Here is a 25340-nt window from a genome sequence, read left to right as displayed (position 1 = left end):
TCACAGCATACATGGCTTGTATCAGACCGGGGTTCCGGCTTTTACGCACAATACACGCCGCCAGCAGGCTATTTAACAAAGCCTTTTTGCTTTAAGTAATCGGCGGCTACTTTTTTGGCATCCTGACCTTCCACAGCAATCTTCGCGTTCAGCTGCTGCAGCGTTTTTTGGTCGAGGGAAGTAAAGACCGGTTTCAGCCAGTCGCCAATTTGCGGATATTCTTTCAGCACGGCTTCACGCACCACGGCGGTCGGCGCGGAAACAGCCTGGACGCCTTTCGGGTCAGTCAGCGTTTCCAGCCCCAATGCCGCAACCGGGCCGTCGGTACCGTAAGCCATCGCGGCATTAACGCCGGAGGTTTGCTGCGCCGCCGCTTTAATGGTTACCGCGGTGTCACCCCCGGCCAGGGAAAGCAGCTGGCTTTGTTCCAGCTTAAAGCCGTAGGCTTTTTCAAAGGCCGGTAGCGCGTCGGAACGCTCGATAAACTCGGCGGAAGCCGCAAGCTTAAAGGTGCCGCCCTTTTTCAGGTATTCGCTAAGATCGGCCAGGGAAACCAGGTGGTTTTTCTCCGCCAGATCCTTACGTACCGCGATGGTGTAAGTGTTGTTGGCCGGGGCCGGAGTCAGCCAGACCAGGTGGTTTTTGTCGTAATCCAGCTGCTTAACTTTTTCATAGCCCTTCTGGGCATCTTTCCAGGCCGGATCGTTTTCAGTTTTAAAGAAGAACGCGCCGTTGCCGGTGTATTCAGGATAAATATCCAGTTCACCGGAGGTGATTGCGCCGCGCACAACCGGCGTGGTGCCAAGCTGGACTTTATTGACGGTTTTCACATCGTGGCTTTCCAGCACCTGCAAAATAATATTGCCGAGCAACGAGCCTTCGGTGTCAATTTTCGAGCCGACTTTAACCGGTTCAGCCGCCTGCGCGCCTGTCGCCAACATCACTAACCCTGCTAAACCCCAACGTGTTGATAAGTTCATAGTTATTCCTCGTTGTTCTTTACTTAAAAATCATGCAGTAAACAAAGAATAGCCGAGTTTGAATCAGCTGGGGAAAGCACTAAGCGGTATATGATATGCGAACTCGTTTGAACAGACGGGCTGCCAGAGGCATGGGGATAGTCTTCCCCACCGCCGGGCTAAATCCCCACACTTATTGCCATTTATACTTTTTTTACCCGCCGCTTTGGCTTTTTTACCTTCTTTTTATACGCCAGTGAATATGCTCTTTTCGTCGCCGAGAGGCTTAGAAAAAGACCGCCATGAACTCACTTATTCACCACTCACTCGTTAAAAACATCTTTACGCTTTTCGCTTTTCCGCAGGCCTCATCAAATGAAGAATCTGTCGGCAAGTCAGTGCGGCAAAAACCAGCGGAGGAGCGAGCCAGAGAGTTTGCCGAAGAGGTGCAGCGCTATTTGCAACGTCACCCTGAAACAAAGCACGTTGATATTTACCTCAATGACGTCAACGGTGCTTTTCGCGGCAAACGCATCGCGGTAGACAGCCTGCTATCGCTCTCTGCCGGCTGCTATTTTCCGCAGTCCGTTTACGCGATGGATCACGAGGGCAAGCCGTTTAGCCAGGCGTCGGCAGCCGTGGAATACGACGAACCCGATGGGCTTTGCCTGCCGGTGGCCGGCACGCTGCGGCCCTGCGCCCACGATCCGAAGCATAACGCGCAGCTGCTGCTGACCATGAAGCAGAGCGACGGCAGCGGCTACGCGCTGGAACCCAGAGTGGTGCTGGAAAATGTCCTGCAGAAGTTTCATTACCACGGCTTGTACCCGGTCGCCGCCCCGGAAATAGAGTTTTATCTGGTCAGTAAGGCCCAACAGGACGTGCCGGCCCAGGGCTGTTTTTATATGCCAGTCCCTTCGGATTACACCGCCTTTATTGAAGCGCTGGAGCAGGCGGCCGCCGATCAAAAGCTACCGCTGAGCGGCATCGTCTGCGAAGCGGAAGCCGGGCAGTTTGAGCTGAACCTGAAGCACGGCAAAGACATCGTTGGCGTTTGCGAAAGCGTGCTGGCGCTGCGCCGCCTGACCAGCATCGTGGCCGATAAGTTTGGCTACCAGGCCAATTTCATGGCTAAACCATTTTCGCACCTGGCCGGGAACGGCCTGCATTTTCATATCAGCCTGAACGACCGCAAAGGCGACAACGTCTTCGCCTCACCGGCGGAAGCCCTGAACGAAATGACCCAGCTCTGCCTTGCGGGGATGCTGCAAACAATGCCCGCCGCTGTGGCCGTCATTGCCCCGCACGTAAACTCATTCCGAAGGCTTCGCAAAAATCTTAACGAGCCGCTGTTCAGCTCCTGGGGCTACAACAAGCGCAGCGCCGCCTTGCGCATCCCCTGCTCTGACGATAGCAACCGCCGTATTGAGTATCGCCTCGCCGGGGCGGACGTGAACCCGTATCTGGCGATGGCCACCATCCTCACAGGCATGCTTTACGGGCTGGAAAATATCGACAGCGACACCCTGAAAAATTCGGCGCTGTTTGCCCCTGAGCTGCCGCTGTTCCAGCACATCGCGATCGAAGAGTTTCAGCAAAGCCATTACATGACCGAAAGTCTGGGGGAAGCGTTCTCCCGGCAGTGGGTAACCCACAAGCTGTCTGAACTGGCGTGGTTTGAAACTATTGTGACCCAGCAAGAAGCGGTGCTGTCCCGCTAACGTCCGTGCGCTATCAACCTGAATACTAACCTGAGGTGATGTATGTCTCGTCTTATTATGCTGTCTAATCGCTGCCAGCCAGAACGCGGACAGCGTGGCGATCCTTTACTTCCGGTTCTTCATGCCGTTCTGAAGAAACATTCAGGCCTGTGGTTTGGCTGGAACGGTGAAATAGCCGCAGGGAATAAGCAGAGAAAAGAGCGTTTTTTCAGCCAGACAGGCTACCAGCAATACAGCTGGGCGCTGACCCCCAACGAGTATGACAACTTCTACCAGGGCTATATTCATCAGGTACTGTGGCCGGTTTTCCACAATCGCCCGGACCTGATCCACTATAAAAAAGAGTATTTCACCACCTGGAAAAATTATAACCATGACGTGAAGACGCGGGTGGCCGCCAAAATTGAGCCCGGCGATATCGTCTGGGTGCAGGACTATCATCTGTTGTTCACCGGCAAGATGCTCAAAGAGGATGGCTATGCCAACCGCAGCGGCTTCTTCCTGCATCAGCCCTTCCCACCTGGCGATGTGCTGCGCTCTGTGCCAGAGCACGACGGTCTAATGCAGGCCCTGTTCAGCTACGACCTGCTCGGCTTCCAGTCGAGCGGGGACGTGAATAACTTCCTGGCCTATGCGTTACGGTTTTATCGCGTGGAACGGCTGGCGGACAATCTTATTCAGCTTAACGGACACGCTATCAGACTGGGGATTTTCCCGTGCGGGGTAGATAAAACTATGCCGCCGCTTTCGCACACCAACGCCGAGGCGGTGCGCAACTACCCTCGCCAGATAGTGATCGGCAACGACACCATCAGTGATATCAGCGGCGTGCATTGCCACCTGAATACGATGGAAACGTTCCTGAATACACACCCCGAGTACCTGCGAGACGTCAGCCTGCTACAAATTTCTGATGCTTCAAGGGGATATTCGTGGTCGGCAGGCGATCTCTGCGACCGACTTGAACACCAGTGCGCTGAAATTAACGCCCGTTTTGGGGATGCCTCCTGGTACCCCATCAACTACATTCGCAACCACCTGTGCCATTCAGATTTGATTTATGCTTTCTACCGCAACGCCCATGTGGCGATGTTCACCCCGCTTTCTGAGGGGATGAGCCTTGAGGCCAAAGCCTTTGTTCTCGCGCAGGATGCAGAAGATCCCGGGGTGCTCATGCTGTCGGCTCTGACCGGCACGGCGGAACAGCTGACGGATGCGGTGTTGATTAACCCCTACGATGCCAACGAAGCAAGCCATGCGCTCTATTCCGCGCTAACAATGCCGCTGCATGAGCGGAAACGCCGGCACCAGCAGCTGCTGGCCAAAGTGGAAAGGTATGACAGCCAGTGGTGGGCCAGAGCCTTTCTTGATTCACTCAATGCAGAGCCAGCTCAGGCGCCTGCGACGGCGATCCCTTTCCGCGCCTCTCATCACGGTATTTTCACGCCGCAGAGTTTGTATTAATGGTCAGAATTATGCGCTTTGGGCAGTGAACCCACCGGCGCCCCCCTAACATTCGGGATCGAGAAGAGCCTGACAAGATCCTTCCCCTCACCCCGGCCCTCTTCCCGAAGGGGCGAGGGGGAAAGAAACGACGGGGCACTATTTATCCCCTCTTCCTTCCGGGGAGAGGGTAAGAAGCAACATAGTGGTTTAAGTCAGTGTGGGAGATAAAACTGAGGCCTGCCGCTTTAGCGATCAATTTATTTGGCCGGAAGTCAGAGTACTCAGGAGAATGACGGTGATTCCCCTGACACATTCACCGGTACGATGGCCGCAGTTGATATTCCACTAGCCAGCCAACCGAGCCCTCGCACGGATTTTTATTTCAATCGCAATACTGTCATCCACCACAGCCTCAAATTTATCCATATTAAAAGCGGCGCGCGAAATAACCGTTGTGGCCCGCAAAGAGAGGGCCTTTTTATCTGCGCCAGCGGTGGGAGCGTTATCCATGCTGGCGTCAAGAATCACCGGACGCTGGACATTTTTTACCTGCAGCAGGCCAAAAATTCGATAACGCCCGGGGCCCAGGGCCACAACTCTGGTGCTGGTAAAGGATAGCGTCGGGTAATGTGCCGTATCAAAGAATAACCCGCCCTGCAGCTGATAAGTTAACACGCTATTGGACGCCTGAAGCGTTGAGACGGGGATGCGCACGCTGATGCTGTCATGCAAATCGTTTCCCCTGTCCAGCAAAAGAGAACCGGTAACGCCGTCGAGGTGTGCCTGCGATGTGCTGCCGAAAGCATGCCACGAGAGCGCAATGCCGGTTTGAGGCGTGATGATGCTGTAATTTTCCGGCGCGGCATACAGCAACGGGCTGACCAGCAGGCCGAGGATTGTTTTCAGAAGAATACGCAGCATGGAGTATGTCCGTTAGCAAACATACTCAGCTAACGTTTCACCGCCGAATTTTATTCATATTTATTTTATGAATTTTTTATTATGCAAGAGACGACAAAAAGTAGATAAACCCGCAAAGTTAGACATCTAATTTCTTAATAACCACACAAAAACAATTAAACCAAAAACAATACACTTCATTACACTAATTCCAGAATAAGACATTTTAAGTTTAAAAAGTCGGTGTCACATTGTTTGTCCTTTACCCTACACCTCGTGACAGCGAGACATAATAAAATGTTAAACCTTGATGATAAAAATATTACCGAGGAAGTTCTCTCCAAAATTTCAATCCCCACCGACGACCGTATGCATAAGATTTTTACTGGCCTGATCGAGCATTTGCATTCTTTTGCCCGGGAAGTCCAGTTGACGGAACAGGAGTGGGAGCAAGGCATTGAGTTTCTTACCCAGGTGGGAAAACACTGCAGCCCCGAGCGCCAGGAGTTTATTTTGCTTTCCGATGTGCTGGGATTATCTTCTTTGGTCATTGCGCAAAATAATCGAAAACCCATTGGATGCACCGAATCCACCGTATTTGGGCCTTTTCATGTGGCAGAAGCTCCGCAGCTTGCACCGGGAGAAGATTTTTCACAGGGTGCGCCGGGCACACCCTGGTTTGTAAAAGGCAAAGTAACCGGGTTGGGCGGGGAAATCATCGCCAATGCAACGATTGATATCTGGCATGCCGACGGCGATGGCCAATACGATGTGCAGGCATTGGGCATTCACGGGCTTCGGTGTCGCGGAGTCCTGAAAGCAGACTCACAGGGAGACTTCTTTTTTAGAACCGTTGTTCCGGAGGCTTACGAGATCCCCCGCGACGGCCCGGTTGGCAGCCTGCTTGCGGCCCAGGGGAGAGGGGCGTGGCGCCCGGCGCATTTACATTTCATGATCAATGCGGAGGGATACCAGCGTTTAATTACGCATATCTTCAATAAAGATGACGACCACCTCAATTCGGATAGCGTTTTTGGGGTACGAACGTCATTGATTGCCGACTGGGTTAAACACGAGCCGGGCATTGCCCCTGACGGTACGATTTGTCCGCAACCTTTCTGCACCCTGGACTTCAACTTTGTCCTGAACCCGGTCAGCTAAAGTTAAATAAAAGACCGCATATTTTTCTCTCGAGAAAATAAAAACCGCTGCCCCGAATGACTCACAGCAGCGGTTTATCCATTACAAAACATTCCTTGCCCTCCTGGCATCGGTAACCCGGTATTAAATACCCGGCGCAGACAGTTTGATTTTAAATTAATGCATTGTTTGAGACGACCGGGATTGCTTGACCTGCTTAGTCGTCTTGTCAATCAGGCGAAGCAAACGGGCATGCAAAACTTCCCCAACCACGGTAATCTCAGGCACGTTATAGCTGCCGAAAATAGACGTTGGCAAATCAAACTCAACGGCTAACGCACTTTTATCGACTTCATACATTAACACTGTTAGCGGAGCTGACAGCCCGGCACGAATATCATACTGGTTCATTGAAGACAATATCAGTGGATTACCAATATAGTATCGACAAGCTTTTTTTCTTTCCTCACTCACGGGGAAAAGCGCGCCATGTTTTTGCTTTCCGAATATCATAAACCCCTCCTCCCCTTCCATTTTGGCTATCTCACCAGGAATATCTTCCGTGGAAACAGAACGAATTTTCTCCTCATCAAATTGCCCTGTCAGCGATTCGAAGTGGTGGGTAAAGTCATCATATGCGACGCTAATGATGACGGTAGCATGAGATACCGATAACGTTTTAACATTATAAATATGCATATAAACCACACTGTACCAATACGCCGGGTCATATAACCGCAGCAGACAACGGTAAATAAAGAGAAAGAAAATAATATTTCCCCTCGCCAGACTTGCCTTAACACTTACTTAACTACCAGGCAGAAAGATAATAGGGTTTCTAATAGTTTTAAACTCGTTGGCGTCTGGCTAGTTGTAAGCAAAGGTTACTCTAAACAAGTGGATTAAATAATTTACAGGGCTGGCATTAGACGTCCAGCAACGTTCCTCATCCGGCATTCACAACCAAAAAGATGCTTAAAATGAAAGGCAGAAATATAGAGAGAAAAACACTACACACTCGCAATGACATTGAAAAATATCACTATTTCAAAAACCCACACCACATATTCTGGCTTAACAGGCAAAGTGTTCTCGATGTTGAAAACATCCTTAGATTGCCAGCCCATAACTCAGTGAGATAAATATTCAATATTGCTTCAAAAGTGCATTATTTGTTTCTTACAACTACAGCATCTTATTTTTTCTTCTATGAGTACTATAACCTGGCGTAGGCACATTGTTCAGATAGCGTAGATGTTTAACCAAGGAATATTTCATGAGCAACAGCACAAGCATTCCCGATCTCACCTCTGATTTACCTCGTTGGCTTGCTTATATCGATAGCCTTCACTCGCAGGTCATTGATATGGGTTTAGACAGAATAAAAGACGTCGCCGCGAAACTCGCAGTGTTGAAGCCCGCTCCTTTCGTGTTTTTAGTGGGCGGGACCAACGGTAAAGGCACCACCTGCCATACCCTTGAAAAAGTTCTGATGAAATCTGGATACAAAGTGGGCGTATTCAGTTCACCCCACATGATTCACTATACAGAGACCGTGCGCATTCAGGGCAAGGAGCTGTCGGATGCGGCCCACATCGCCGCTTTTGTTGAAATAGAAAAAGCACGCCAGGCCACGACGCTTACGCCTTTCGAATTCAATACCCTGGGCGCATTCTGCCTGATCAAATGGGCTCAGGTAGACGTTGCCATTATTGAGGTTGGCATGGGAGGCCGGGACGATGCAACAAACATTCTCACCCCCGACGTCTCCGTTATCACCAACGTCGCCCTGGATCACGAAGACTGGTTAGGCAAAGGCACCGAAGCTATCGGTGAGATCAAAGCCGGCATCTTCCGCAGCGGGCGTCCGGCGGTGATTGGGCAACACCAGGCCCCGGAATCAATGCTTCGTCATGCACAGCAAATAGGGGCTATTCCCCATCAAAATGGCGTGGACTGGCACATAACAGAGAGTGGAGATGAATGGGCGTTTAGCGATAAACTCGGCGAAATCACCCCGTTAAGCCCACCTAAAATGCCGCGCGATAACGTGGCTACCGCAATCGCCGCGCTGCGTGTCAGCGGGCTTAAATTTGAACGGGCGGCGCTGCATGACGTTATCCATGAGGCCAATTTACCCGGCCGTTTTCAGATAATTGACCATCATCCTGCCGTGATTTTAGATGTGGCGCATAACCCTCACGCTGCGGCGTACCTGGCGGAAAGGTTGCGTAACTACCCTAAAAAAGGAAAATATCTCTTTGTTATTGGCATGCTTATTAATAAAGACATTAAAGGCACCGTCGATTATTTAAAAGACCTTTCCGAGGAGTGGTATTGCTGTGGCATTCAGGCCGGCCCGAGAAGCTCTAAGGCGGAGGATACTGCGCAATATTTACCGGCGGCAAAACTTTTCCCGGATATTTTATCCGGCTGGGATGCGGCCAAAAGTGATGCCAATCCAGGCGATGTTATCGTTGTTTGCGGGTCGTTCTATTCAGTAGCGCCTGTGCTGAACGAACTGAATCCGGCCATAGCGCAAAGCTGAGAACCACAATGAGCCACCATACATCAATCAACCTCAAGCATCGAAAAAGAATGTTAACAACCGACAACGCCACGATTCATAGAATATTTAATGCGCAAAAATATTTTTTCAAAACGGGCGCAACAAAAAGCATTTCATTCAGGAAAGAGAGTTTACAAAGGCTTAGGCAGTCTATCCTCAATCACGCCGAGGATTTATATCTCGCACTCGACAAAGATCTGGGGAAATCAAAAGATCTTGTTGACCGCACAGAGATTGGCCGGGTCATTTCAGAACTCGATTTTATGCTTGCCCACCTTGATGAATGGGCACGCCCGGAAGCCGTTCCTGAGTATCCAGGAACCACTTTTTCAGAGGCTTTTATTGAGCATGAAGCATTTGGCGTGAGCTATATTATCGGCCCTTTCAACTACCCGATAAATCTTGTTTTTTGCCCATTACTTGGTGCCATTGTGGGCGGTAATACGGCGATTATAAAACCTTCAGATCTCACCCCTGAGAGCGCCAAAGTTATCGAAAAAATCATTGCATCCACTTTTCACGAAGAATACATCGCGGTAATACAAGGGGGTAAAGATGAAAATACTTATCTTCTTAGCTTACCGTTTGATTTTATATTTTTCACCGGCAGCCCTGCTACCGGGAAAATTGTCATGGCCGCGGCCGCAAAGAATCTCACCCCTGTCATTCTCGAGTTAGGGGGTAAATCGCCATTTATTGTGTTAAGCGATGCCGATATCGACCGTACCGTTAACATGCTGGCGTTTGGCCGATTTTCTAATAGCGGCCAGACATGCGTAGCTCCAGACTATGTTTTGGCCGATGAAAGCATCAAGGACATGCTGCTGAGCAAACTTCTTGAAAAAATAAAAACGACAATTCCAGGCATCGACGCTATTGGAAAACTGGTATCAGAAAAACAGGTAGAATATTTAACCGGGATGCTGACGCATACCCAAGGAAAAATAATCTTTGGCGGCCAGGCAAATGTAGCAACCCGACATATGCAGGCTACGGTCGTTACCGAAGTAAATTGGCATGATGAATTAATGCGTAGTGAGTTATTTGGCCCAATACTTCCAGTTCTGACTTTTACTGATATTAACGATGCCGTGGAGTCCATTAATCAATATCACCCCAAACCTTTAGCCGCCTACGTTTTTACCAATAACATCGAACAAGGCAAAGAAATAATATCCCGAATCCCGTCAGGAGATGCCATAATAAATGGCGTAATGCAGCAGGCAACGTCCCCTTACTTGCCCTTCGGCGGCACAGGCATGTCCGGCATGGGCGAATACCGCGGCTATTACAGCTACCTGGCTTTCACTCATCGAAAATCCATTGTTATTAATAAATGACTTTCTATCTTGATGAAAAATGAAATTACCCGCAAACGTTAACCTCTGTTAAATACAGGGCTTACGCTGCTTCTGAAAGCGTTAGAGTGTGAAAAAAGCCACCCCTGGAGGTGGCTTTATTTAACGATAACCGGCTTATTTCAGCTCAAACTCACCCTGCTTCACGCGGGCGGAATCCAGGCCGATAAACACGTTGAACTTGCCCGGTTCCGCGTCATACTTCATCTTCGCGTTCCAGAACTTCAGGGCGCTGATGTCGATTGGGAAGCTGACCGTCTGGCTTTCACCTGCTTTTAGCGCCACTTTCTTAAAGCCTTTCAGCTCTTTCACCGGGCGGCTCATGGAAGCGGTCACGTCCTGCAGATACATCTGCACCACGGTTTCCCCTTCGCGGTCGCCGGTATTGGTGACGGTCACCGAAGCTTCTACTTTGCCGTCGCGTTTCATGGTTGGTGCAGAAAGCTTCACGTCCCCCACTTTAAAGGTGGTGTAGCTCAGCCCGTAGCCAAACGGATACAGCGGCCCGTTCGCTTCATCGAAGTAGCGCGAGGTGTATTTGTTTGGTTTTTCCGGATCGTAAGGGCGACCGGTATTCAGGTGGCTGTAGTAGGTCGGGATTTGCCCCACGGAGCGTGGGAAGGACATTGGCAGTTTACCTGACGGGTTGTAGTCGCCGAACAGAATGTCAGCGATGGCGTTGCCGCCTTCGGTACCGCCGTACCAGGCTTCAAGCAGCGCGTCCGCCTGCTGATCTTCTTTCACCAGCGCCAGAGGACGCCCGTTCATCAGCACCAGCACCAGCGGTTTACCGGTGGCTTTCAGGGCGGCAATCAGGTCACGCTGGCTCTGCGGCAGCGTCAGGTTGGTGCGGCTGGAGGCCTCGTGCGCCATACCCTGAGCTTCACCCACTACGGCCACCACTACGTCGGCATTTTTCGCCGTATTCACCGCTTCATCGAGCATCGCCTTAGGCGTGCGCGGGTCAACGGTAACGGCGGGTTCGTACTGGTTCAGGAACTCGACGATGTCTTTTTCATCGGTAACGTTAGCGCCTTTCGCAAACACCACTTTGCCCTGCTGGCCAACGGCATTTTTGATACCTTCCAGCGGCGTCACGGACTGCGCGGCCACGCCTGCGGCAGACCAGCTGCCCATCGCATCACGCTTGCTGTCCGCCAATGGACCAATCACCGCAATGGTGGCGGTCTTTTTCAGCGGCAGAGTCTGGAGACGGTTTTTCAGCAGTACCATGCTTTCACGCGCCACTTCACGCGCTTCTTTACGGTGCAGACGGCTTTCGGCGTTGGTATCCACCGGGTCAGAGTCCTTCGGCCCGAGGTGGCTGTACGGATCGTTGAACAACCCCATGTCGTATTTCACGTTCAGTACGTGGCGAGTGGCGTCATCCAGCTCTTTCATCGGCACCGCGCCGCTCTTCACCAGCTCCGGCAGGTATTTGCTGTAGTACTCATCGCTCATACTCATGTTGATGCCGGAGTTGAGCGCAATGCGCACCGCGTCTTTCGGGTCGCTGGCCACGCCGTGTTTGATAAGTTCCTTAATCGCCCCGTGGTCGGAAATGGTAATGCCTTTGAATTTCCATTCGTCACGCAGCAAATCTTTCAGCAACCAGCTGTCTGCGGAAGCAGGCGTACCGTTCAGGGAGTTCAGCGCGACCATCACGCCGCCGCTGCCCGCGTCCAGCGCGGCTTTGTAAGGCGGCATGTAGTCGTTGAACAGCCGCTGCGGGCTCATGTCGACGGTGTTGTACTCTTTCCCGCCCTCTACTGCGCCATAGGCCGCGAAGTGTTTCACGCTGGTCATCACCGAATAGCGATCCGCCGGGCTTTTGCCCTGCATCGCTTCAACCATGGTCCGCCCCATAATCGAGGTCAGATAAGTGTCTTCCCCGAAACCTTCGGACACGCGGCCCCAGCGCGGATCGCGCGAGACATCCACCATTGGCGCCCAGGTCATGTTCAGGCCGTCATCTGCGGCTTCATAGGCGGAAATACGACCCACGGTTTTGACCGCATCAAGGTTGAAAGAGGACGCCAGGCCAAGGCTTATCGGGAAAACGGTGCGCTGGCCGTGCACCACATCGTAGGCGAAGAAGAGAGGAATTTTCAGGCGGCTGAGCTGCATCACCTGATCCTGCATGGTGCGGATGTCCTGGCGGGTGACGGTGTTGAAAATGGCCCCCACCTGCCCGGCTTTGATCATTTCACGGATGGCTTCTTTCGGGTTATCCGGGCCGACGCTTATCAAACGTAGCTGACCGATTTTTTCATCGGTGGTCATTTTTTTCAGCAGGTCGGTGACGTAGGCATCACGCGCTTCCGGCGTTAAAGGGTGCGGGCCAAACATTTCGTCGGCCAGCGCAGGCTGCAGCGCCAGGCTTACGGCAATCCCTACAGAACAGAGCCATTTCATCGGATTCACTCTCACAAGCTTTTGTTAAGGCGTGCAGTTTGCCACATCGCCACCACGGTAAGAAGAGCGTAGCAAAGCCTGGCTTCTGATTTCGTGGAGATTTCCTCGTTACGCTCACGTTTTTCAGCGCTATGCTTAACGGCAAGCTTTTGATGCCACCACAAGGAGTGGATCCATGTCTGTTTTGATGACTTCCGATAATAAAACGCTGATAAACGAACTCTCTCGCCACGTTGGCTCTCACCATGTTTTAACCGACCCGGCTAAAACGGCCCGCTACCGCAAAGGCTTCCGTTCCGGCCAGGGGGAAGCGCTGGCCGTGGTGTTCCCCGGCTCGTTGCTGGAGCTGTGGCGCGTATTAAGCGCCTGCGTCACGGCCGATAAAATCATTATTATGCAGGCCGCCAACACAAGCCTGACAGAAGGCTCTACGCCAAGCGGCAACGACTACGATCGCGATATTGTGATTATCAGTACGCTGCGCCTCGACAAGCTGCACCTGCTGGATAAAGGTGAGCAGGTACTGGCCTACCCTGGCACCACGCTCTACTCGCTGGAAAAAGCGCTTAAGCCCCTCGGGCGTGAGCCTCATTCGGTGATTGGCTCCTCCTGCATTGGGGCGTCAGTTATCGGCGGAATTTGCAATAATTCCGGCGGTTCACTGGTACAGCGCGGCCCGGCCTATACCGAAATGTCGCTTTTCGCACGCATTGATGAAAGTGGCAAGCTGCAGTTGGTTAACCATCTGGGAATTAACCTCGGCACCACGCCGGAACAAATTCTCGGCGCGCTGGATGACGAGCGTCTGAAAGACAGCGACGTGCAGCACGATGGCCGCCACGCTCACGACCACGATTATGTAACCCGCGTGCGCGACGTTGAGGCCGACACGCCCGCGCGCTATAACGCTGACCCCGACCGCCTGTTCGAATCCTCCGGCTGCGCGGGAAAATTAGCTGTCTTCGCGGTACGCCTCGACACCTTCCCGGCGGAAAAGCGCCAACAGGTATTTTACATCGGCACCAACCAGCCCAGCGTACTGACCGAAATCCGCCGGCACATTCTGGCCAGCTTCGAAAATCTGCCGGTCGCCGGGGAGTACATGCACCGCGACATTTACGACATCGCGGAGAAATACGGCAAAGACACGTTCCTGATGATAGACAAACTCGGCACCGACAAAATGCCGTTCTTCTTCACCATGAAGGGGCGCACCGATGCGATGCTGGACAAAGTTTCACTGTTTAAGCCGCACTTTACCGACCGCTTTATGCAAAAGCTTGGCGGCGTCTTCCCGGCTCACCTGCCGGAACGCATGAAATCCTGGCGGGATAAATATCCTCACCACCTGCTGTTGAAAATGGCCGGAGACGGGATCGATGAGGCCAAGGCGTGGCTGAGCGAATATTTTAAAACCGCCGAAGGTGACTTTTTCGTTTGTACCGCGGAAGAAGGCAGCAAAGCCTTCCTGCACCGCTTTGCCGCTGCCGGGGCCGCCATTCGCTATCACGCCGTGCATGCGGATGAGGTGGAAGATATCCTGGCGCTGGATATCGCGCTGCGCCGCAACGACGAAGACTGGTTCGAAGAGCTGCCCCCGGAAATCGGCGATAAGCTTATCCACCGCCTCTACTACGGCCATTTTATGTGTCATGTCTTCCACCAGGATTACATCGTCAAAAAAGGCGTGGACGTTCACGAGCTGAAAGAGCAGATGCTGGCGCTGTTGCACGAACGCGGGGCGCAGTATCCCGCTGAGCATAACGTCGGTCATCTCTACAAAGCCCCGGAAACGCTGAAGCAGTTCTACAAGACCAACGATCCGACCAACAGTATGAACCCGGGTATTGGCAAAACAACACGTCGTAAAGGCTGGGCCGAGGACGATAACGTTCATAAGCCCGGCTGACAGAGATAAGTTTCTCCTATGACGGGCAATCTATGTTTCACACTTTTTTGGGCATAGATTAGTGCAACGGGGTGAAGAGTAACTTCACCCTTTTTTCTGCCCAAGGAGCGAAAGATGTCCGCAGTAGAAACGTTGCCTCTCCCTTTAGTCCTGGTCAGGGAAGCGACACCCGACGATATCCCTGCCATTACAACGATTTATGCCTGGCACGTACTGAACGGCAAAGGATCGTTTGAAGAAACCCCGCCTGATGTAAAACAGATGACCGAGCGCCTCGCGGCAGTTCGCAGTTATGGTCTGCCGTGGCTGGTTGCGGTGATTAACAAACAAGTCGTTGGCTACTGTTACGCCACGATTTATCGCCCTCGCCCCGGCTACCGCTATACGGTAGAAGATTCGGTGTATATCGACGCCAGTATGACTGGGCGTGGCATTGGCAAGGCTCTGCTGAGTGAGCTAATCGCACGCTGTGAAAAAGGGCCCTGGCGGCAGATGATTGCGGTGATTGGCGACGGGGAAAACAATACCGGATCATGCAAATTACATAGCCAGAACGGGTTTGAAACCGTCGGACGGCTGCGAAGCGTCGGGTTTAAGCTGGGGGACTGGCGGGATACCGTGATGATGCAGCGCCCCCTCAACGGTGGAGACGGGACGCTGCCGGACTGATTACTCTTCTTCTGAACCTGCTGCGGTGTTACTTGCCATTTGCGCCGCTTTAGAGCGCTTGTAGCTTAACGCCGCCGCCGGAACCGGGGTCACTTTACCGGTTTCCATCCAGTTTCGCAGGCGGTTGGCGTCGGCGAAGTGGGTATATTTCCCGAACGCATCCAGCACCACCAGCGCCACTGGGCGGCCGTTGATCACAGTGCGCATCACCAGGCAGTGGCCTGCGTTATTGGTAAAACCGGTCTTCGTCAGCTGGATATTCCAGTTCTCGCGGTACACCAGGTGGTTGGTGTTACGGAACGGCAGCGTATAAGCCGGGTTGCGGAAGGTTGCCATATCTTCATGGGTGGTGCTGAGTTGCCCCAGCAGAGGATACTTCTGCGTGGCAATCAGCAGCTTAGTCAGGTCGCTCGCGGTCGATACGTTCTCAATCGACAGGCCGGTCGGCTCCACATAGCGGGTATGAGTCATGCCAAGGGACTTCGCCTTCGCATTCATCGCGCGGATAAACGCGTCGTAGCCGCCAGGATAGTGGTGCGCCAGGCTTGCCGCCGCGCGGTTTTCAGACGACATCAGCGCCAGCAGCATCATATTTTTGCGGCTGATCTCGCTGTTCAGACGAACGCGAGAGTAAACGCCTTTCATTTCAGGCGTGTGGCTGATGTCCACTTTCAGCATTTCATCCATCGGCAGATGGGCGTCCAGCACCACCATCGCTGTCATCAGCTTGGTGATGGAGGCAATAGGACGAACCAGATCCGGATGGCTGGAATAGAGAATCTTGTTGGTTTGCAGATCGACAATCATGGCGCTGCCGGAGGCAATCTCCTGGCCGGCGCTGGCCGCGTGGGTGGCGACCTTACTGGCCTCTGCCTGCGGGGCAAAAGGCACAGTCATCATCAGCGCAAGGCTGAACAACGATAAACGGATTTTTGTCGGCATGGTGACACTTCTGTAATGATTCCGGAAAAGTAGAGGCTCACCGCTAATCGTCATCAGGATGACATAAACGTGCGGGGCGCCGGAATCATACTCCGCCGCCCCGCTTGACTGCCAGTTAAGAATCGTAACGTTATATCAAAAGTGTCCGTCAATTTGACTCGTCAGAACAAACGGTAGCCGTAGCCCCAAAGAATAACCGCGACGGCCAGCAGAACTTCCAGTACCAACACGCCAATGGCCAGGGTTGAGCTGGAAAAACTCATCCCCTCTTCTTTGTCGATGCCAAGGAAGTCCGGCACGCCGACATAGAGCAGATAGCCGGTGTAGACCAGCGCCAGGGCACCTACCGCCACGCACAGCCAGACCAGCGGATAAAGCGCCACAATCCCGCTTAAGAACAGCGGCGTGGCCACATAGCCGGCAAAGACCATACAGCGGGCAAGCGACGGACGCTGCGGATAGTTACGGGCCATCCACCAGATAACCCGCCCCATCACCGCGACGCCGCCCAGCATCAGGGCGTAGAAAACAATGCCCAGATACAGGCCGGTAAACATAGAGAGCTGAACGTAGGTGCCGTCCCCGAAGTTCCAGCCGATTTGCGTGGTGCCGATAAACGCGCAGATGACGGGGATGGCCGCCATCAACAGCACATGGTGAGTGTAGTGATGCGAGACGGACTCGTTCTCGCGCTTAATTTCCTGCATTTCCCGATTAGGATGGGAGAACAATCCCCAGACATGGCTCATACAACCTCCGGACCTGCGGCGCAAATGCTTGCGATACTCCAAGTATAATTCACCTTCAGGTTATTATTTAACCAGGCGAAAAAAATCTCCGATTCTGTGCCAGCCCGGCGGCGATGAGTTGTATGCTTTAAGAAAACGTTTCATCCCTACATAATTCAAGTTGCAGGCAGGCGGCAAGGCCGGGACAAATTCGTCAGGAACCAATTTGAATCGCCAAAGGCGAGCCGGCGGTGAGAGACAGGGTGCCTCTCAGTAATCTTCAGGAGCATGGATACCTATGTGACTGGAGTGACAAATCTGCCGGGAGCAGATTTGAATGCTGCTTGCATCGGCCCTGCAAGGGCGAAGCTCAAGGATGAGCGGAATAAACTGGGTGCAGCCAGCGCACCTGCAGCTTGAAGTATGACGGATATGCATGGAGGAAAGTCCAACTTAATGGATATCAATGGCTTAATAGAACAATACGGCTACGCCGCGCTGATTATCGGCAGCATGGCTGAGGGGGAAACCATTACCCTGCTAGGCGGCGTGGCCGCGCATCAGGGGCTTTTGACCTTCCCACTGGTGGTGCTGTCTGTCGCGCTTGGCGGCATGATTGGCGATCAGGTTCTGTTCCTGGTCGGCAGGCATTTCGGCAGTGCCCTGCTGGCTCGGTTTAAAAAGCATCAAAAGAAAGTGGCCAAAGCACAGGCCCTGATCAACCGCCATCCGTATTTATTCGTGATTGGCAGCCGCTTTATGTACGGGTTTCGCATCGTCGGGCCGATTATCATCGGCGCCAGCAAGCTGCCGCCAAAGTTGTTTATCCCGCTGAATATCTGCGGCGCCATTTTGTGGGCCACGCTGTTTACGACGCTGGGCTATCTGGGCGGCGAAGTCGTCGGCCCCTGGCTGCACAGCCTGGATGCGCATCTGCGCCACTGGATTTGGCTTATTGTTGCCGTGGGGCTGGTCGTGGGCATCCGCCTGTGGTTTAAGCACCGGCAAAAAGACGACTAACTTTCTGCCGCGGGCAGCAACGCCAGCCATGCCCGCAGCAGAAGCAGTGCCTCTTCGCCATCACCATCGCGCTGGGCTTTGACTATCGCCCCGTCAATCACCAGCGCCAGCATCTCCGCCAGCCGCCGGCCGCCTGCATTATCGGGCAAATAACCGGCCAGGCATTGCACCATCGCCTGCTTGTGGGCGCGGGCGATCGGCAGCGTTTCCGGCAGCGCCTCGGCCATTTCCACCGCCGAGTTGATAAACGCACAGCCGCGAAACGCCTCGTCGTCAAACCAGTTTTGCAAAGTAGCCGCTAACGCTTCCGCCAGCCCTTTACGCTCACCGATTTGCGCTTCAAGCGTGCGGCCAAACCACGCCATCCAGCGCTGATGCCGATAATCCAGAAAGGCCCGGATCAGGTCATCTTTTGCCGGAAAATGCCGGTAGAAGGTCACTTTAGTGACGCAGGCTTCTTTGATTATTCGGTCGATACCGGTGGCACGAATGCCATCGCGGTAAAACAAATCGTGCGCGGTGTGCAAAATGCGATCGCGGGCGCCGGGGGTCGCAATAGGCATGATCTCTCCTGTCAAAAAACTATCATGCCGTATGTAGACAAATCTGTCTACCCAGGATAGCTTAGCTAAGTAGACAGACCTGTCTACACATTTACAGGAGCAGATCATGACGATAAAACCCCCGGTTCCCCCCTTTACGCTCGAAACGGCAAAACAAAAAGTTCGCCTGGCGGAAGACGCCTGGAACAGCCGCGATCCTGAACGCGTCTCGCAGGTTTACGCCCTGAATACCCACTGGCGCAACCGGGCTGAGTTTGTTGATGGCCGTGAGGCTGTTGTCGGCTTTTTAACGCGCAAGTGGCAGCGAGAGCTGGACTACCGGCTAATCAAAGAAATCTGGGCGCACGACGGAAACCGTATTGCGGTACGCTTCGCCTACGAATGGCACGATGATTCCGGCAACTGGTTCCGCAGCTTCGGCAACGAAAACTGGGAGTTTGACGAACAGGGCCTGATGATTAACCGTCACGCCTGTATCAACGACACGCCTATCAAAGAGAGCGAACGCGCCTTCTTCTGGCCGCTGGGCCGCCGCCCGGACGATCATCCTGAACTAAGTCATTTCGGTTTTTAACGGTTTTGCCGCCGGAGTCGGTTTTCTTTCCGGCGGCGTCGCGTCTAAAATTCCTGCTGGCCAATGATGGCCTGACAAATGCGGAGGATTTATGACGCAAAATATCTATGACGACCCGGCCTTTTTTGCCGGTTATGCCACGCTGGACCGCTCGATAAAAGGTCTGGATGGCGCCCCCGAGTGGGCAAAAGTTCAGGCAATGCTGCCGCCGCTGGCGGGCAAGCAGGTACTGGATTTAGGCTGCGGCTACGGCTGGTTTTGCCGCTACGCGAGAGATGCCGGTGCGGCCAGAACGGTCGGGCTGGATGTATCCACTCTGATGCTCGCCAAAGCCCGTGAAATGACTGATGGCCCAGGGATTGAATACCGACGGGAAGATCTTTCCACGCTGCGGCTGCCGGCAAACAGCATCGACGTCGCCTACAGTTCGCTGGCACTTCACTACCTGGAGGACATTCATCCGCTGTTTGCCACGCTTGAGCAGGCGCTGGTGCCGGGCGGCAAGCTGGTGTTTACCGCCGAACACCCGATCTATACCGCACCGCTGGAGCAGGCCTGGTTACAGGATCGGACCGGGCAACGCAGCTGGCCGGTCAATCATTATCAACAAGAAGGCGAACGCCTCAGCAACTGGTTTGCAGAAGGCGTGAAGAAGCAGCACCGCAGGCTGGCCACCTGGATTAATGCCCTGATTGAAAGCGGCTTTGTAATTGAAAAGCTCGACGAATGGGGCCCGGAGGCTGAACAAATCGCCCTCAACCCAGCGCTGGCAGAAGAGGCCGAGCGACCAATGATCTTCCTGCTCGCGGCCGGTAAACCACAGCGTTAAGCTCAGCTTCACCCTTTTATCGATTATTCCGTCTACGGGGAGGCAACTCCCCCCTGTCCGCTCATCCTTGCCTATACTCAAAAAGAACCAACTAAAAGGTAAGGAGCGCTAATGAAAATTATTTTATGGGCCATTCTGATCATTTTCCTCATCGGGCTGCTGGTGGTGACCGGCGTATTCAAAATGATCTTTTAACTGCGCTGGCGCCACGTTGATGTGGCGCCTGTTTCTACTTTCCGGCCTGACTGCTGTAATTTATCGGCACCCAGCGCCAGGCTTTCCCTTCTTCTTTCACATGGCCAAACCCCGGGAAAGCAATGTGCGCCGCCGCTACCCAGTCACCTTCCTGAGCCGCCAGTTTTAATACCTTTTCACGCGTGGCAATCGCCTGGGGCTGGTTAACGTCGAAATGAATCGCCACCTCAGGATCGGGCATCTGCACCGCTTTAGCATGAATAATATCGCCCCACATCAGCATGTTTTGCCCGCCACGGCTGAGGCGATAAATCACGCTGCCCGGCGTGTGCCCCGCGGCAGGAATGGCCTCGATGCCCGGCAGGATTTCAGCCGGGGCATGGAAGGTGCTTAGCTTACCGGCGTCAATAACCGGGCGCAGCGAGCGTTCGGATTCCGCAAAGGTGTGACGCTGGCCCGGCTCAACGTCGCTGAGATGCGCGGGGTTGAGCCAGAAATCGACATCTTTCTGCTCAACGCGAACCGTCGCATTGGGGAAGGTGGGCTTGCCACCGTATTCCACTCCGCCGGAGTGGTCGGCGTGGATATGGGTCAGCAGCACCAGAGAAATATCCTCAGGGGCAATCCCCGCCGCCCGCAGATTCTCCAGCAGGTGTCCGCCCGCCTGGCCGAATAGCGGCCCGGCCCCCGTATCCACCAGAATCAGCTCACTTCCCGTGTTGATGACAAAGGCATTAATCGACGTTTCTGCGGCGGGCGTCATCGCGTCTTCCGCCATACGCTGGCGTAACTTCTGCGGCGTAATATGCGTCAGCAGTTTATCCAGCGGCACCACCACGGTGCCGTCCGACACCGCCGTAATTTGCCAGTCCCCCAGCATCATGCGGTAATACCCAGGCGATTGCTGCTGTGTAATAGCCTGAGTCCTGGCCAGAACAGGAGTGGAAATCGCGCCGCTTAAAAGCGTAAGAAGCATGAGCAAAGTTTTCATTTTATTCCCCGAGCAGGTGTTCAACTTGCCGCCAGTATCCCGTCGGGCGTATCATCACGCCAATTGATTGGAGAAATAATGACTATCAAAGAAAATGATTTCCGCAAGATCGATCTTAATTTGCTGATCGCTTTTGCCGTGCTGTTCCGCGAACAAAGCGTTTCGCTGGCCGCCGACAAGCTGCATCTCGGGCAGCCGGCGGTCAGCGGCGCGCTGGCAAGGCTGCGGGATATGTTCGACGACCCGCTATTTATTCGCAGCGGTCACCGCATGCAGCCCACCGCCCGCGCAAGCGAGCTGCACACCGAACTGATGCCCCTGCTGGAGCAACTGCAAAGCGCCCTCTTCCAGCAGGCGGAATTTTGCCCGGCCAGCGCCAAAGCAACCGTCACTATCGGCATGACCGACTGGGTTGAAATGTGGCTGATGCCAAAACTCATTCCCGCGCTAAAACAGGACGCGCCGGGCATGCGCATTAACGTCGTGGCAAGCGATCCGTTTACCGATGCGCAAAGGCTTGAAGGCGGCGAGCTGGATATGGCGATAAGCGTGGCGAACCAAAGCGCCCGCTGGCTGGAGCGTGAGGTGCTGACCAGCATGAATTTTGTGACGCTCTGGCAACCGCAGCAAATCGAAGCCAGCGCGCCGCTGTCGTTAGAAGCCTATGTAGCCCACCAGCACGCGCTGGTCAGCTATCGTGAAGCCAACAGCAGCCAGATAGACACCCTGCTGGCGAAGCTTGGGCTGACGCGCCACATCAGCTACACAACGCCGCATTTTGCCGCCCTGCCGGGCCTGTTGATGCAGATGCCTGCGCTGGCCACTGTACCTGAGGGGCTGTCAGAAGGCTGGCAGAAAACCTGGGGACTGACTGCGAGTCCGGTTCCCGTTGAGGTGCCACCGTTTGAGGTCGCCCTGCTGTGGCACCAGCGCCATAACAGCGACGCCGCGCTGATGTGGCTGCGCGGGTTTATTCAGCGGCTGGTGAATGTGGCTTAGCAGGAGACAAGATGAAGAGGGAAAACGTGTTTTCCCTCCTGTGGCTACGGCTTAGGGCTTCAGGCTGCCGCCGTTGGTGGCAATCACCTCTTTGTACCAGTGGAAGCTTTTCTTTCTTGAACGCGACAGCGAGCCATTTCCCTGGTCATCACGGTCAACATAGATAAACCCGTAGCGCTTCGACAGTTCAGCCTTCGAGGCGCTGACCAGGTCGATTGGCCCCCAGCTGGTGTAACCCATCATTTCTACCCCGTCCTCAATCGCTTCACCCACCTGTACCAGATGGTCGTTCAGGTAGCTGATGCGATAGTCATCGTTGATCGTGCCGTCACCTTCGGGTTTGTCTTTTGCCCCAAGGCCGTTTTCAACAATAAATAGCGGCTTCTGGTAGCGATCCCACAGGGTGTTGAGCAAAATGCGCAGCCCGACCGGGTCAATCTGCCAGCCCCATTCGGAGCTTGCCAGATGCGGGTTCGGCACCATGCTAAGAATGTTGCCGCGCGCCTTCGCGTTAAGCTCTTCATCCGCCGTGACGCAGCCGGTCATGTAATAGCTGAACGAAATAAAATCGACGGTATTTTTCAGGATCGCACGATCGTGCTCGCTAATTTCAAGCTGAATACCGTTGTCGCGGAAGTAGCGCAGCATATAGCCCGGATAGCTGCCCCGGCACTGAACGTCGCCGAAGAACAGCCAGCTGCGATTTTCCTGCAGCGTTTCCAGCACGTCATCCGGCTTGCAGGTGAGCGGGTACATCAGGCCGCCCAGCAGCATATTGCCAATTTTGGCGTCCGGGATGATGTCATGGCAGGCCTTAACCGCCAGGCTGCTGGCAACCAGCTGATGATGAATCGCCTGATAAATTGCACCTTTTTCCGGCTCGCCTTCGAGCCCAACGCCGGTCAACGGCGCGTGCAGCGACATGTTGATCTCATTAAACGTCAGCCACAGCTTGACCTTATGCTGATAGCGGGTGAACACACAGCGGGCATAGCGTTCAAAGCAGTCGATAACTTTACGATTGCCCCAGCCACCGTATTGCTTAACCAGCCCCCACGGCATCTCGTAGTGAGACAGCGTCACCATCGGCTGAATCCCGTGCCGCGCCAGCTCATCAAACAGTTTGTCGTAAAACGCCAGCCCGGCTTCGTTCGGTACAAGCTCGTCACCCTGCGGGAAGATACGCGTCCAGGCGATAGAAACGCGTAAGCAGCTGAACCCCATTTCGGCAAACAGCGCAATATCCTGCGGGTAGCGGTGGTAAAAATCGATAGCGATATCTTTTAGTCCGCAGTCTCCCGGTACGCGCTCTTTCACCGGGCCAAAGACGCCCTGTGGCTGGACGTCCGAGGTTGAAATTCCCTTCCCGTCCTCCTGCCATGCCCCTTCAACTTGGTTTGCGGCAATGGCACCGCCCCACAGAAATGTTTTCGGAAATGCTGTCATGTCACTCTCCTTTGCTTAACGTTCTACCGCCAGGAACGGCGTACCTGAATTGATGGTGGGCTGCTGCGTCACGCGCGTAACGTCCCGGTAATCATCGCTATTACTGATGATTACCGGCGTGGCCAGATCGTAACCGGCGGCAAGAATTGCCTCGCGGTCAAACTCAATCAGCAGATCGCCGGGTTTAATTTTGTCTCCGGGCCGGACGTGGGCGGTGAAGTACTGCCCGTCCAGCTTTACAGTGTCGATCCCAATGTGGATTAAGACTTCGATGCCGCTGTCGCTCAGCAGCCCAATAGCATGGCGAGTCTGGAATAACGAGGCCACCTCACCGTAAAACGGCGCGCGTACTTCGTTGTTCAGCGGAATGATGGCCGCACCTTTCCCCAGCAGTCCGCCAGCAAACGTGGCATCCGGGACCTGATCCATCGCCAGCACGGTGCCGCTCATCGGCGCCAGGATGTCTTCGTCTCCGGCAATTGCCGTTGGTAATGAAGCGGACTGTGCGCTGCGCGGCAGGCCGAAGGCCCAGGTCAATCCGCAGGCCAGCACCAGCGACAGCCCGGTGCCGATAATCGCGCCCCACACCGTACTGTTCATGCCGCCCGGCGGAAGCATCTGCGCAAGGCTGAAAATGCTCGCCAAACCAAAGGAGTAAAGATTGCTCTGGCTGAAGCCGACGATAGCCCCGCCGATCCCCCCGGCTATACAGCCGAAGATAAAGGGACGGCGATTGGGCAAGGTCACACCATACACCGCGGGCTCGGTGATGCCGAAGATCCCGGCGGTGACCGCCGAGCCGGACAGCACTTTAAGTTTGGCGTCTCTTGTGGAGAGGAATACCCCCAGCGCAGCCCCCACCTGCCCCATCACCGCCGGCAGCAGCAGCGGCATCAGCGTGTCGTAGCCCAGCACGCTGAGGTTGTTGATCATAATAGGCACCAGCCCCCAGTGCAGGCCAAAGATCACGCAGATCTGCCAGATTGCGCCCATCACAGTTCCGGCAAGCCACGGCGCAAAGGCATAAATGGCCTGGTAGCCGTACGCCAGCATCTGGCTAAGCCAGGTAGCCGCCGGGCCGATGATAAGGAAGGTCAGCGGCACCACTACTCCCAGACACACCAGCGGAGTGAAGAAGTTCTTCATTGCCGACGGGAATATCCTGTTGCAGCGCTTTTCCAGCCAGCAGCTGGCCCAGGCGGCGAAGATAATCGGAATCACCGAGGAGCTGTAGTTGATGAAGGTCACGGGTATGCCCAAAAAGCGTTCAGGCTGGGCGGTAACTTCCAGGGCCTGGGTGATGAGCGGATGCGTTAAGGCGCCGCCGATGGCCATGGTGAGGAACGGGCTGCCGCCAAATTTTTTCCCTGCGGTATAGCCGAGCACCAGCGGGAAGAAATAAAACAGTGAATCGCTGGCCGCAAACCAGATCTTATAAGTGGCTGATTCGGTATTTAGCCAGCCACAAACCACGCTGAGCGCCAGCATCCCTTTGAGAATACCGGAGGCGGCCATCACCCCGAGGAAAGGCGTAAAGATCGCCGAAACGATATCAATCAGGCGGTTAAGCAGGTTACTTTTTTCCCCCTGACCTTCCTGGGGCGTAGCTTCTTCGCTGATGCCCGCCGCCTGACACACTGCGGTATAAACATCGTGAACATGATTGCCAATGACTACCTGAAATTGCCCCCCGCTCTCCACCACCATAATCACCCCGGGATTGTTCTTTAACCCGGCATCCGCAAGGGCGTTGTCTTTCAGCTTAAAGCGCAGCCTGGTAGCACAGTGCACCAGGCTGACGATGTTTTCCTTCCCGCCGACATGCCTCAGGATCTCCTGCGCCAGCCCTTTATAGTCCATAACCGCTTTCCTTCTACGTCACGCCCGCAGGCGAAATGTGCTGAGTAAGGTAAAAAAAAAACCTGAGCCAGCCGCCCTCAAGGGGAGCTAACGCTCAGGTTTTGCCT

Annotated in this window: 21 protein-coding genes; 11 read left to right on the top strand and 10 right to left on the bottom strand. The window is 54.1% G+C overall.

Features of this window, described 5'->3' with window-relative positions; translation table 11 throughout:
• Window positions 1-68: 68 nt before the first annotated feature.
• Window positions 69-980 (bottom strand): osmoprotectant uptake system substrate-binding protein, encoded by a 912-nt coding sequence (locus VW41_06410; GenBank protein AJZ88691.1) that lies wholly within the window; start codon window positions 978-980, stop codon window positions 69-71.
• 281 nt (window positions 981-1261) lie between these two features.
• On the opposite strand from VW41_06410, the gene VW41_06405 reads away from it, so the two are divergent.
• Window positions 1262-2680 (top strand): glutamine synthetase, encoded by a 1419-nt coding sequence (locus tag VW41_06405; protein AJZ88690.1) that lies wholly within the window; start codon window positions 1262-1264, stop codon window positions 2678-2680.
• Window positions 2681-2722: 42 nt separating this feature from the next.
• On the top strand, window positions 2723-4144 hold the full coding sequence (locus VW41_06400; GenBank protein AJZ88689.1) for an alpha,alpha-trehalose-phosphate synthase: 1422 nt from the start codon (window positions 2723-2725) through the stop codon (window positions 4142-4144).
• A gap of 327 nt (window positions 4145-4471) precedes the next feature.
• Here VW41_06400 and VW41_06395 read toward each other — a convergent pair whose 3' ends face one another.
• Window positions 4472-5047 (bottom strand): hypothetical protein, encoded by a 576-nt coding sequence (locus VW41_06395; GenBank protein AJZ88688.1) that lies wholly within the window; start codon window positions 5045-5047, stop codon window positions 4472-4474.
• A gap of 276 nt (window positions 5048-5323) precedes the next feature.
• Between VW41_06395 and VW41_06390 the strand changes: the two genes are divergently transcribed.
• Window positions 5324-6187, top strand: a complete 864-nt coding sequence (locus tag VW41_06390; GenBank protein AJZ88687.1) for a hydroxyquinol 1,2-dioxygenase — start codon at window positions 5324-5326, stop codon at window positions 6185-6187.
• A 156-nt stretch (window positions 6188-6343) separates the two neighbouring features.
• Here the strand turns inward: VW41_06390 and VW41_06385 are convergent, their stop codons facing one another.
• Window positions 6344-6865 (bottom strand): hypothetical protein, encoded by a 522-nt coding sequence (locus tag VW41_06385; protein AJZ88686.1) that lies wholly within the window; start codon window positions 6863-6865, stop codon window positions 6344-6346.
• A 577-nt stretch (window positions 6866-7442) separates the two neighbouring features.
• Between VW41_06385 and VW41_06380 the strand changes: the two genes are divergently transcribed.
• Together VW41_06380 and VW41_06375 are read left to right on the top strand one after the other, a co-directional pair.
• Window positions 7443-8714 (top strand): bifunctional folylpolyglutamate synthase/ dihydrofolate synthase, encoded by a 1272-nt coding sequence (locus tag VW41_06380; GenBank protein ID AJZ88685.1) that lies wholly within the window; start codon window positions 7443-7445, stop codon window positions 8712-8714.
• Between the two features lie 50 nt (window positions 8715-8764).
• Window positions 8765-10075, top strand: coding sequence for an aldehyde dehydrogenase (locus tag VW41_06375; protein ID AJZ88684.1), 1311 nt, complete (start codon window positions 8765-8767; stop codon window positions 10073-10075).
• Between the two features lie 135 nt (window positions 10076-10210).
• Here VW41_06375 and VW41_06370 read toward each other — a convergent pair whose 3' ends face one another.
• Window positions 10211-12508, bottom strand: coding sequence for a beta-D-glucoside glucohydrolase (locus VW41_06370; GenBank protein ID AJZ88683.1), 2298 nt, complete (start codon window positions 12506-12508; stop codon window positions 10211-10213).
• 175 nt (window positions 12509-12683) lie between these two features.
• Here VW41_06370 and VW41_06365 point away from each other — a divergent pair, with 175 nt between their 5' ends.
• A complete protein-coding gene (locus VW41_06365; protein ID AJZ88682.1) occupies window positions 12684-14417 on the top strand; it encodes a lactate dehydrogenase in 1734 nt (577 codons plus the stop codon).
• Between the two features lie 114 nt (window positions 14418-14531).
• A complete protein-coding gene (locus VW41_06360) occupies window positions 14532-15086 on the top strand; it encodes a GCN5 family acetyltransferase (protein AJZ88681.1) in 555 nt (184 codons plus the stop codon).
• On the opposite strand, the gene pbpG is transcribed toward VW41_06360, so the two are convergent.
• Together pbpG and VW41_06350 are read right to left on the bottom strand one after the other, a co-directional pair.
• Window positions 15087-16028, bottom strand: coding sequence for a D-alanyl-D-alanine endopeptidase (pbpG, locus tag VW41_06355; protein ID AJZ88680.1), 942 nt, complete (start codon window positions 16026-16028; stop codon window positions 15087-15089). It abuts the gene before it with no gap.
• Between the two features lie 161 nt (window positions 16029-16189).
• The gene (locus VW41_06350) at window positions 16190-16777 is read right to left on the bottom strand and encodes a membrane protein (GenBank protein ID AJZ88679.1); all 588 of its coding nucleotides are present in this window, start codon (window positions 16775-16777) and stop codon (window positions 16190-16192) included.
• Between the two features lie 435 nt (window positions 16778-17212).
• Here VW41_06350 and VW41_06345 point away from each other — a divergent pair, with 435 nt between their 5' ends.
• Entirely contained in the window at window positions 17213-17776 is a 564-nt protein-coding gene (locus VW41_06345) for a membrane protein (GenBank protein AJZ88678.1), read from the top strand.
• Here the strand turns inward: VW41_06345 and VW41_06340 are convergent.
• Entirely contained in the window at window positions 17773-18339 is a 567-nt protein-coding gene (locus VW41_06340) for a TetR family transcriptional regulator (GenBank protein ID AJZ88677.1), read from the bottom strand. The two genes, VW41_06345 and VW41_06340, sit on opposite strands and share 4 nt — an antisense overlap.
• Before the next feature lie 106 nt (window positions 18340-18445).
• On the opposite strand from VW41_06340, the gene VW41_06335 reads away from it, so the two are divergent.
• Together VW41_06335 and VW41_06330 are read left to right on the top strand one after the other, a co-directional pair.
• Window positions 18446-18913: a 50S ribosomal protein L21 gene (locus tag VW41_06335; protein AJZ88676.1), complete on the top strand. Its 468-nt coding sequence runs from the start codon at window positions 18446-18448 to the stop codon at window positions 18911-18913.
• A gap of 91 nt (window positions 18914-19004) precedes the next feature.
• Window positions 19005-19742, top strand: coding sequence for an SAM-dependent methyltransferase (locus VW41_06330; GenBank protein ID AJZ88675.1), 738 nt, complete (start codon window positions 19005-19007; stop codon window positions 19740-19742).
• A 229-nt stretch (window positions 19743-19971) separates the two neighbouring features.
• On the opposite strand, the gene VW41_06325 is transcribed toward VW41_06330, so the two are convergent.
• Window positions 19972-20928 (bottom strand): beta-lactamase, encoded by a 957-nt coding sequence (locus tag VW41_06325; GenBank protein ID AJZ88674.1) that lies wholly within the window; start codon window positions 20926-20928, stop codon window positions 19972-19974.
• A gap of 78 nt (window positions 20929-21006) precedes the next feature.
• Between VW41_06325 and VW41_06320 the strand changes: the two genes are divergently transcribed.
• Window positions 21007-21927: a LysR family transcriptional regulator gene (locus VW41_06320; GenBank protein AJZ88673.1), complete on the top strand. Its 921-nt coding sequence runs from the start codon at window positions 21007-21009 to the stop codon at window positions 21925-21927.
• Window positions 21928-21978: 51 nt separating this feature from the next.
• Here the strand turns inward: VW41_06320 and VW41_06315 are convergent, their stop codons facing one another.
• Window positions 21979-23373, bottom strand: coding sequence for a 6-phospho-beta-glucosidase (locus VW41_06315; GenBank protein ID AJZ88672.1), 1395 nt, complete (start codon window positions 23371-23373; stop codon window positions 21979-21981).
• 15 nt (window positions 23374-23388) lie between these two features.
• Window positions 23389-25233: a PTS beta-glucoside transporter subunit IIABC gene (locus tag VW41_06310; GenBank protein ID AJZ88671.1), complete on the bottom strand. Its 1845-nt coding sequence runs from the start codon at window positions 25231-25233 to the stop codon at window positions 23389-23391.
• Window positions 25234-25340: the final 107 nt, after the last annotated feature.

It is taken from the genome of Klebsiella michiganensis (assembly GCA_000963575.1).
GTDB lineage: Bacteria > Pseudomonadota > Gammaproteobacteria > Enterobacterales > Enterobacteriaceae > Cedecea > Cedecea michiganensis_A.
Note: the sequence above shows the minus strand (reverse complement) of the source record. Positions and strands in the feature narration are given on the sequence as shown.

What these genes read in the sequence shown, in the direction of transcription:
- VW41_06410 (AJZ88691.1), bottom strand. Translation starts at nt 980, where the DNA reads ATGAACTTATCAACACGTTGGGGTTTAGCAGGGTTAGTGATGTTGGCG.
- VW41_06405 (AJZ88690.1), top strand. Translation starts at nt 1,262, where the DNA reads ATGAACTCACTTATTCACCACTCACTCGTTAAAAACATCTTTACGCTT.
- VW41_06400 (AJZ88689.1), top strand. Translation starts at nt 2,723, where the DNA reads ATGTCTCGTCTTATTATGCTGTCTAATCGCTGCCAGCCAGAACGCGGA.
- VW41_06395 (AJZ88688.1), bottom strand. Translation starts at nt 5,047, where the DNA reads ATGCTGCGTATTCTTCTGAAAACAATCCTCGGCCTGCTGGTCAGCCCG.
- VW41_06390 (AJZ88687.1), top strand. Translation starts at nt 5,324, where the DNA reads ATGTTAAACCTTGATGATAAAAATATTACCGAGGAAGTTCTCTCCAAA.
- VW41_06385 (AJZ88686.1), bottom strand. Translation starts at nt 6,865, where the DNA reads ATGCATATTTATAATGTTAAAACGTTATCGGTATCTCATGCTACCGTC.
- VW41_06380 (AJZ88685.1), top strand. Translation starts at nt 7,443, where the DNA reads ATGAGCAACAGCACAAGCATTCCCGATCTCACCTCTGATTTACCTCGT.
- VW41_06375 (AJZ88684.1), top strand. Translation starts at nt 8,765, where the DNA reads ATGTTAACAACCGACAACGCCACGATTCATAGAATATTTAATGCGCAA.
- VW41_06370 (AJZ88683.1), bottom strand. Translation starts at nt 12,508, where the DNA reads ATGAAATGGCTCTGTTCTGTAGGGATTGCCGTAAGCCTGGCGCTGCAG.
- VW41_06365 (AJZ88682.1), top strand. Translation starts at nt 12,684, where the DNA reads ATGTCTGTTTTGATGACTTCCGATAATAAAACGCTGATAAACGAACTC.
- VW41_06360 (AJZ88681.1), top strand. Translation starts at nt 14,532, where the DNA reads ATGTCCGCAGTAGAAACGTTGCCTCTCCCTTTAGTCCTGGTCAGGGAA.
- pbpG (AJZ88680.1), bottom strand. Translation starts at nt 16,028, where the DNA reads ATGCCGACAAAAATCCGTTTATCGTTGTTCAGCCTTGCGCTGATGATG.
- VW41_06350 (AJZ88679.1), bottom strand. Translation starts at nt 16,777, where the DNA reads ATGAGCCATGTCTGGGGATTGTTCTCCCATCCTAATCGGGAAATGCAG.
- VW41_06345 (AJZ88678.1), top strand. Translation starts at nt 17,213, where the DNA reads ATGGATATCAATGGCTTAATAGAACAATACGGCTACGCCGCGCTGATT.
- VW41_06340 (AJZ88677.1), bottom strand. Translation starts at nt 18,339, where the DNA reads ATGCCTATTGCGACCCCCGGCGCCCGCGATCGCATTTTGCACACCGCG.
- VW41_06335 (AJZ88676.1), top strand. Translation starts at nt 18,446, where the DNA reads ATGACGATAAAACCCCCGGTTCCCCCCTTTACGCTCGAAACGGCAAAA.
- VW41_06330 (AJZ88675.1), top strand. Translation starts at nt 19,005, where the DNA reads ATGACGCAAAATATCTATGACGACCCGGCCTTTTTTGCCGGTTATGCC.
- VW41_06325 (AJZ88674.1), bottom strand. Translation starts at nt 20,928, where the DNA reads ATGAAAACTTTGCTCATGCTTCTTACGCTTTTAAGCGGCGCGATTTCC.
- VW41_06320 (AJZ88673.1), top strand. Translation starts at nt 21,007, where the DNA reads ATGACTATCAAAGAAAATGATTTCCGCAAGATCGATCTTAATTTGCTG.
- VW41_06315 (AJZ88672.1), bottom strand. Translation starts at nt 23,373, where the DNA reads ATGACAGCATTTCCGAAAACATTTCTGTGGGGCGGTGCCATTGCCGCA.
- VW41_06310 (AJZ88671.1), bottom strand. Translation starts at nt 25,233, where the DNA reads ATGGACTATAAAGGGCTGGCGCAGGAGATCCTGAGGCATGTCGGCGGG.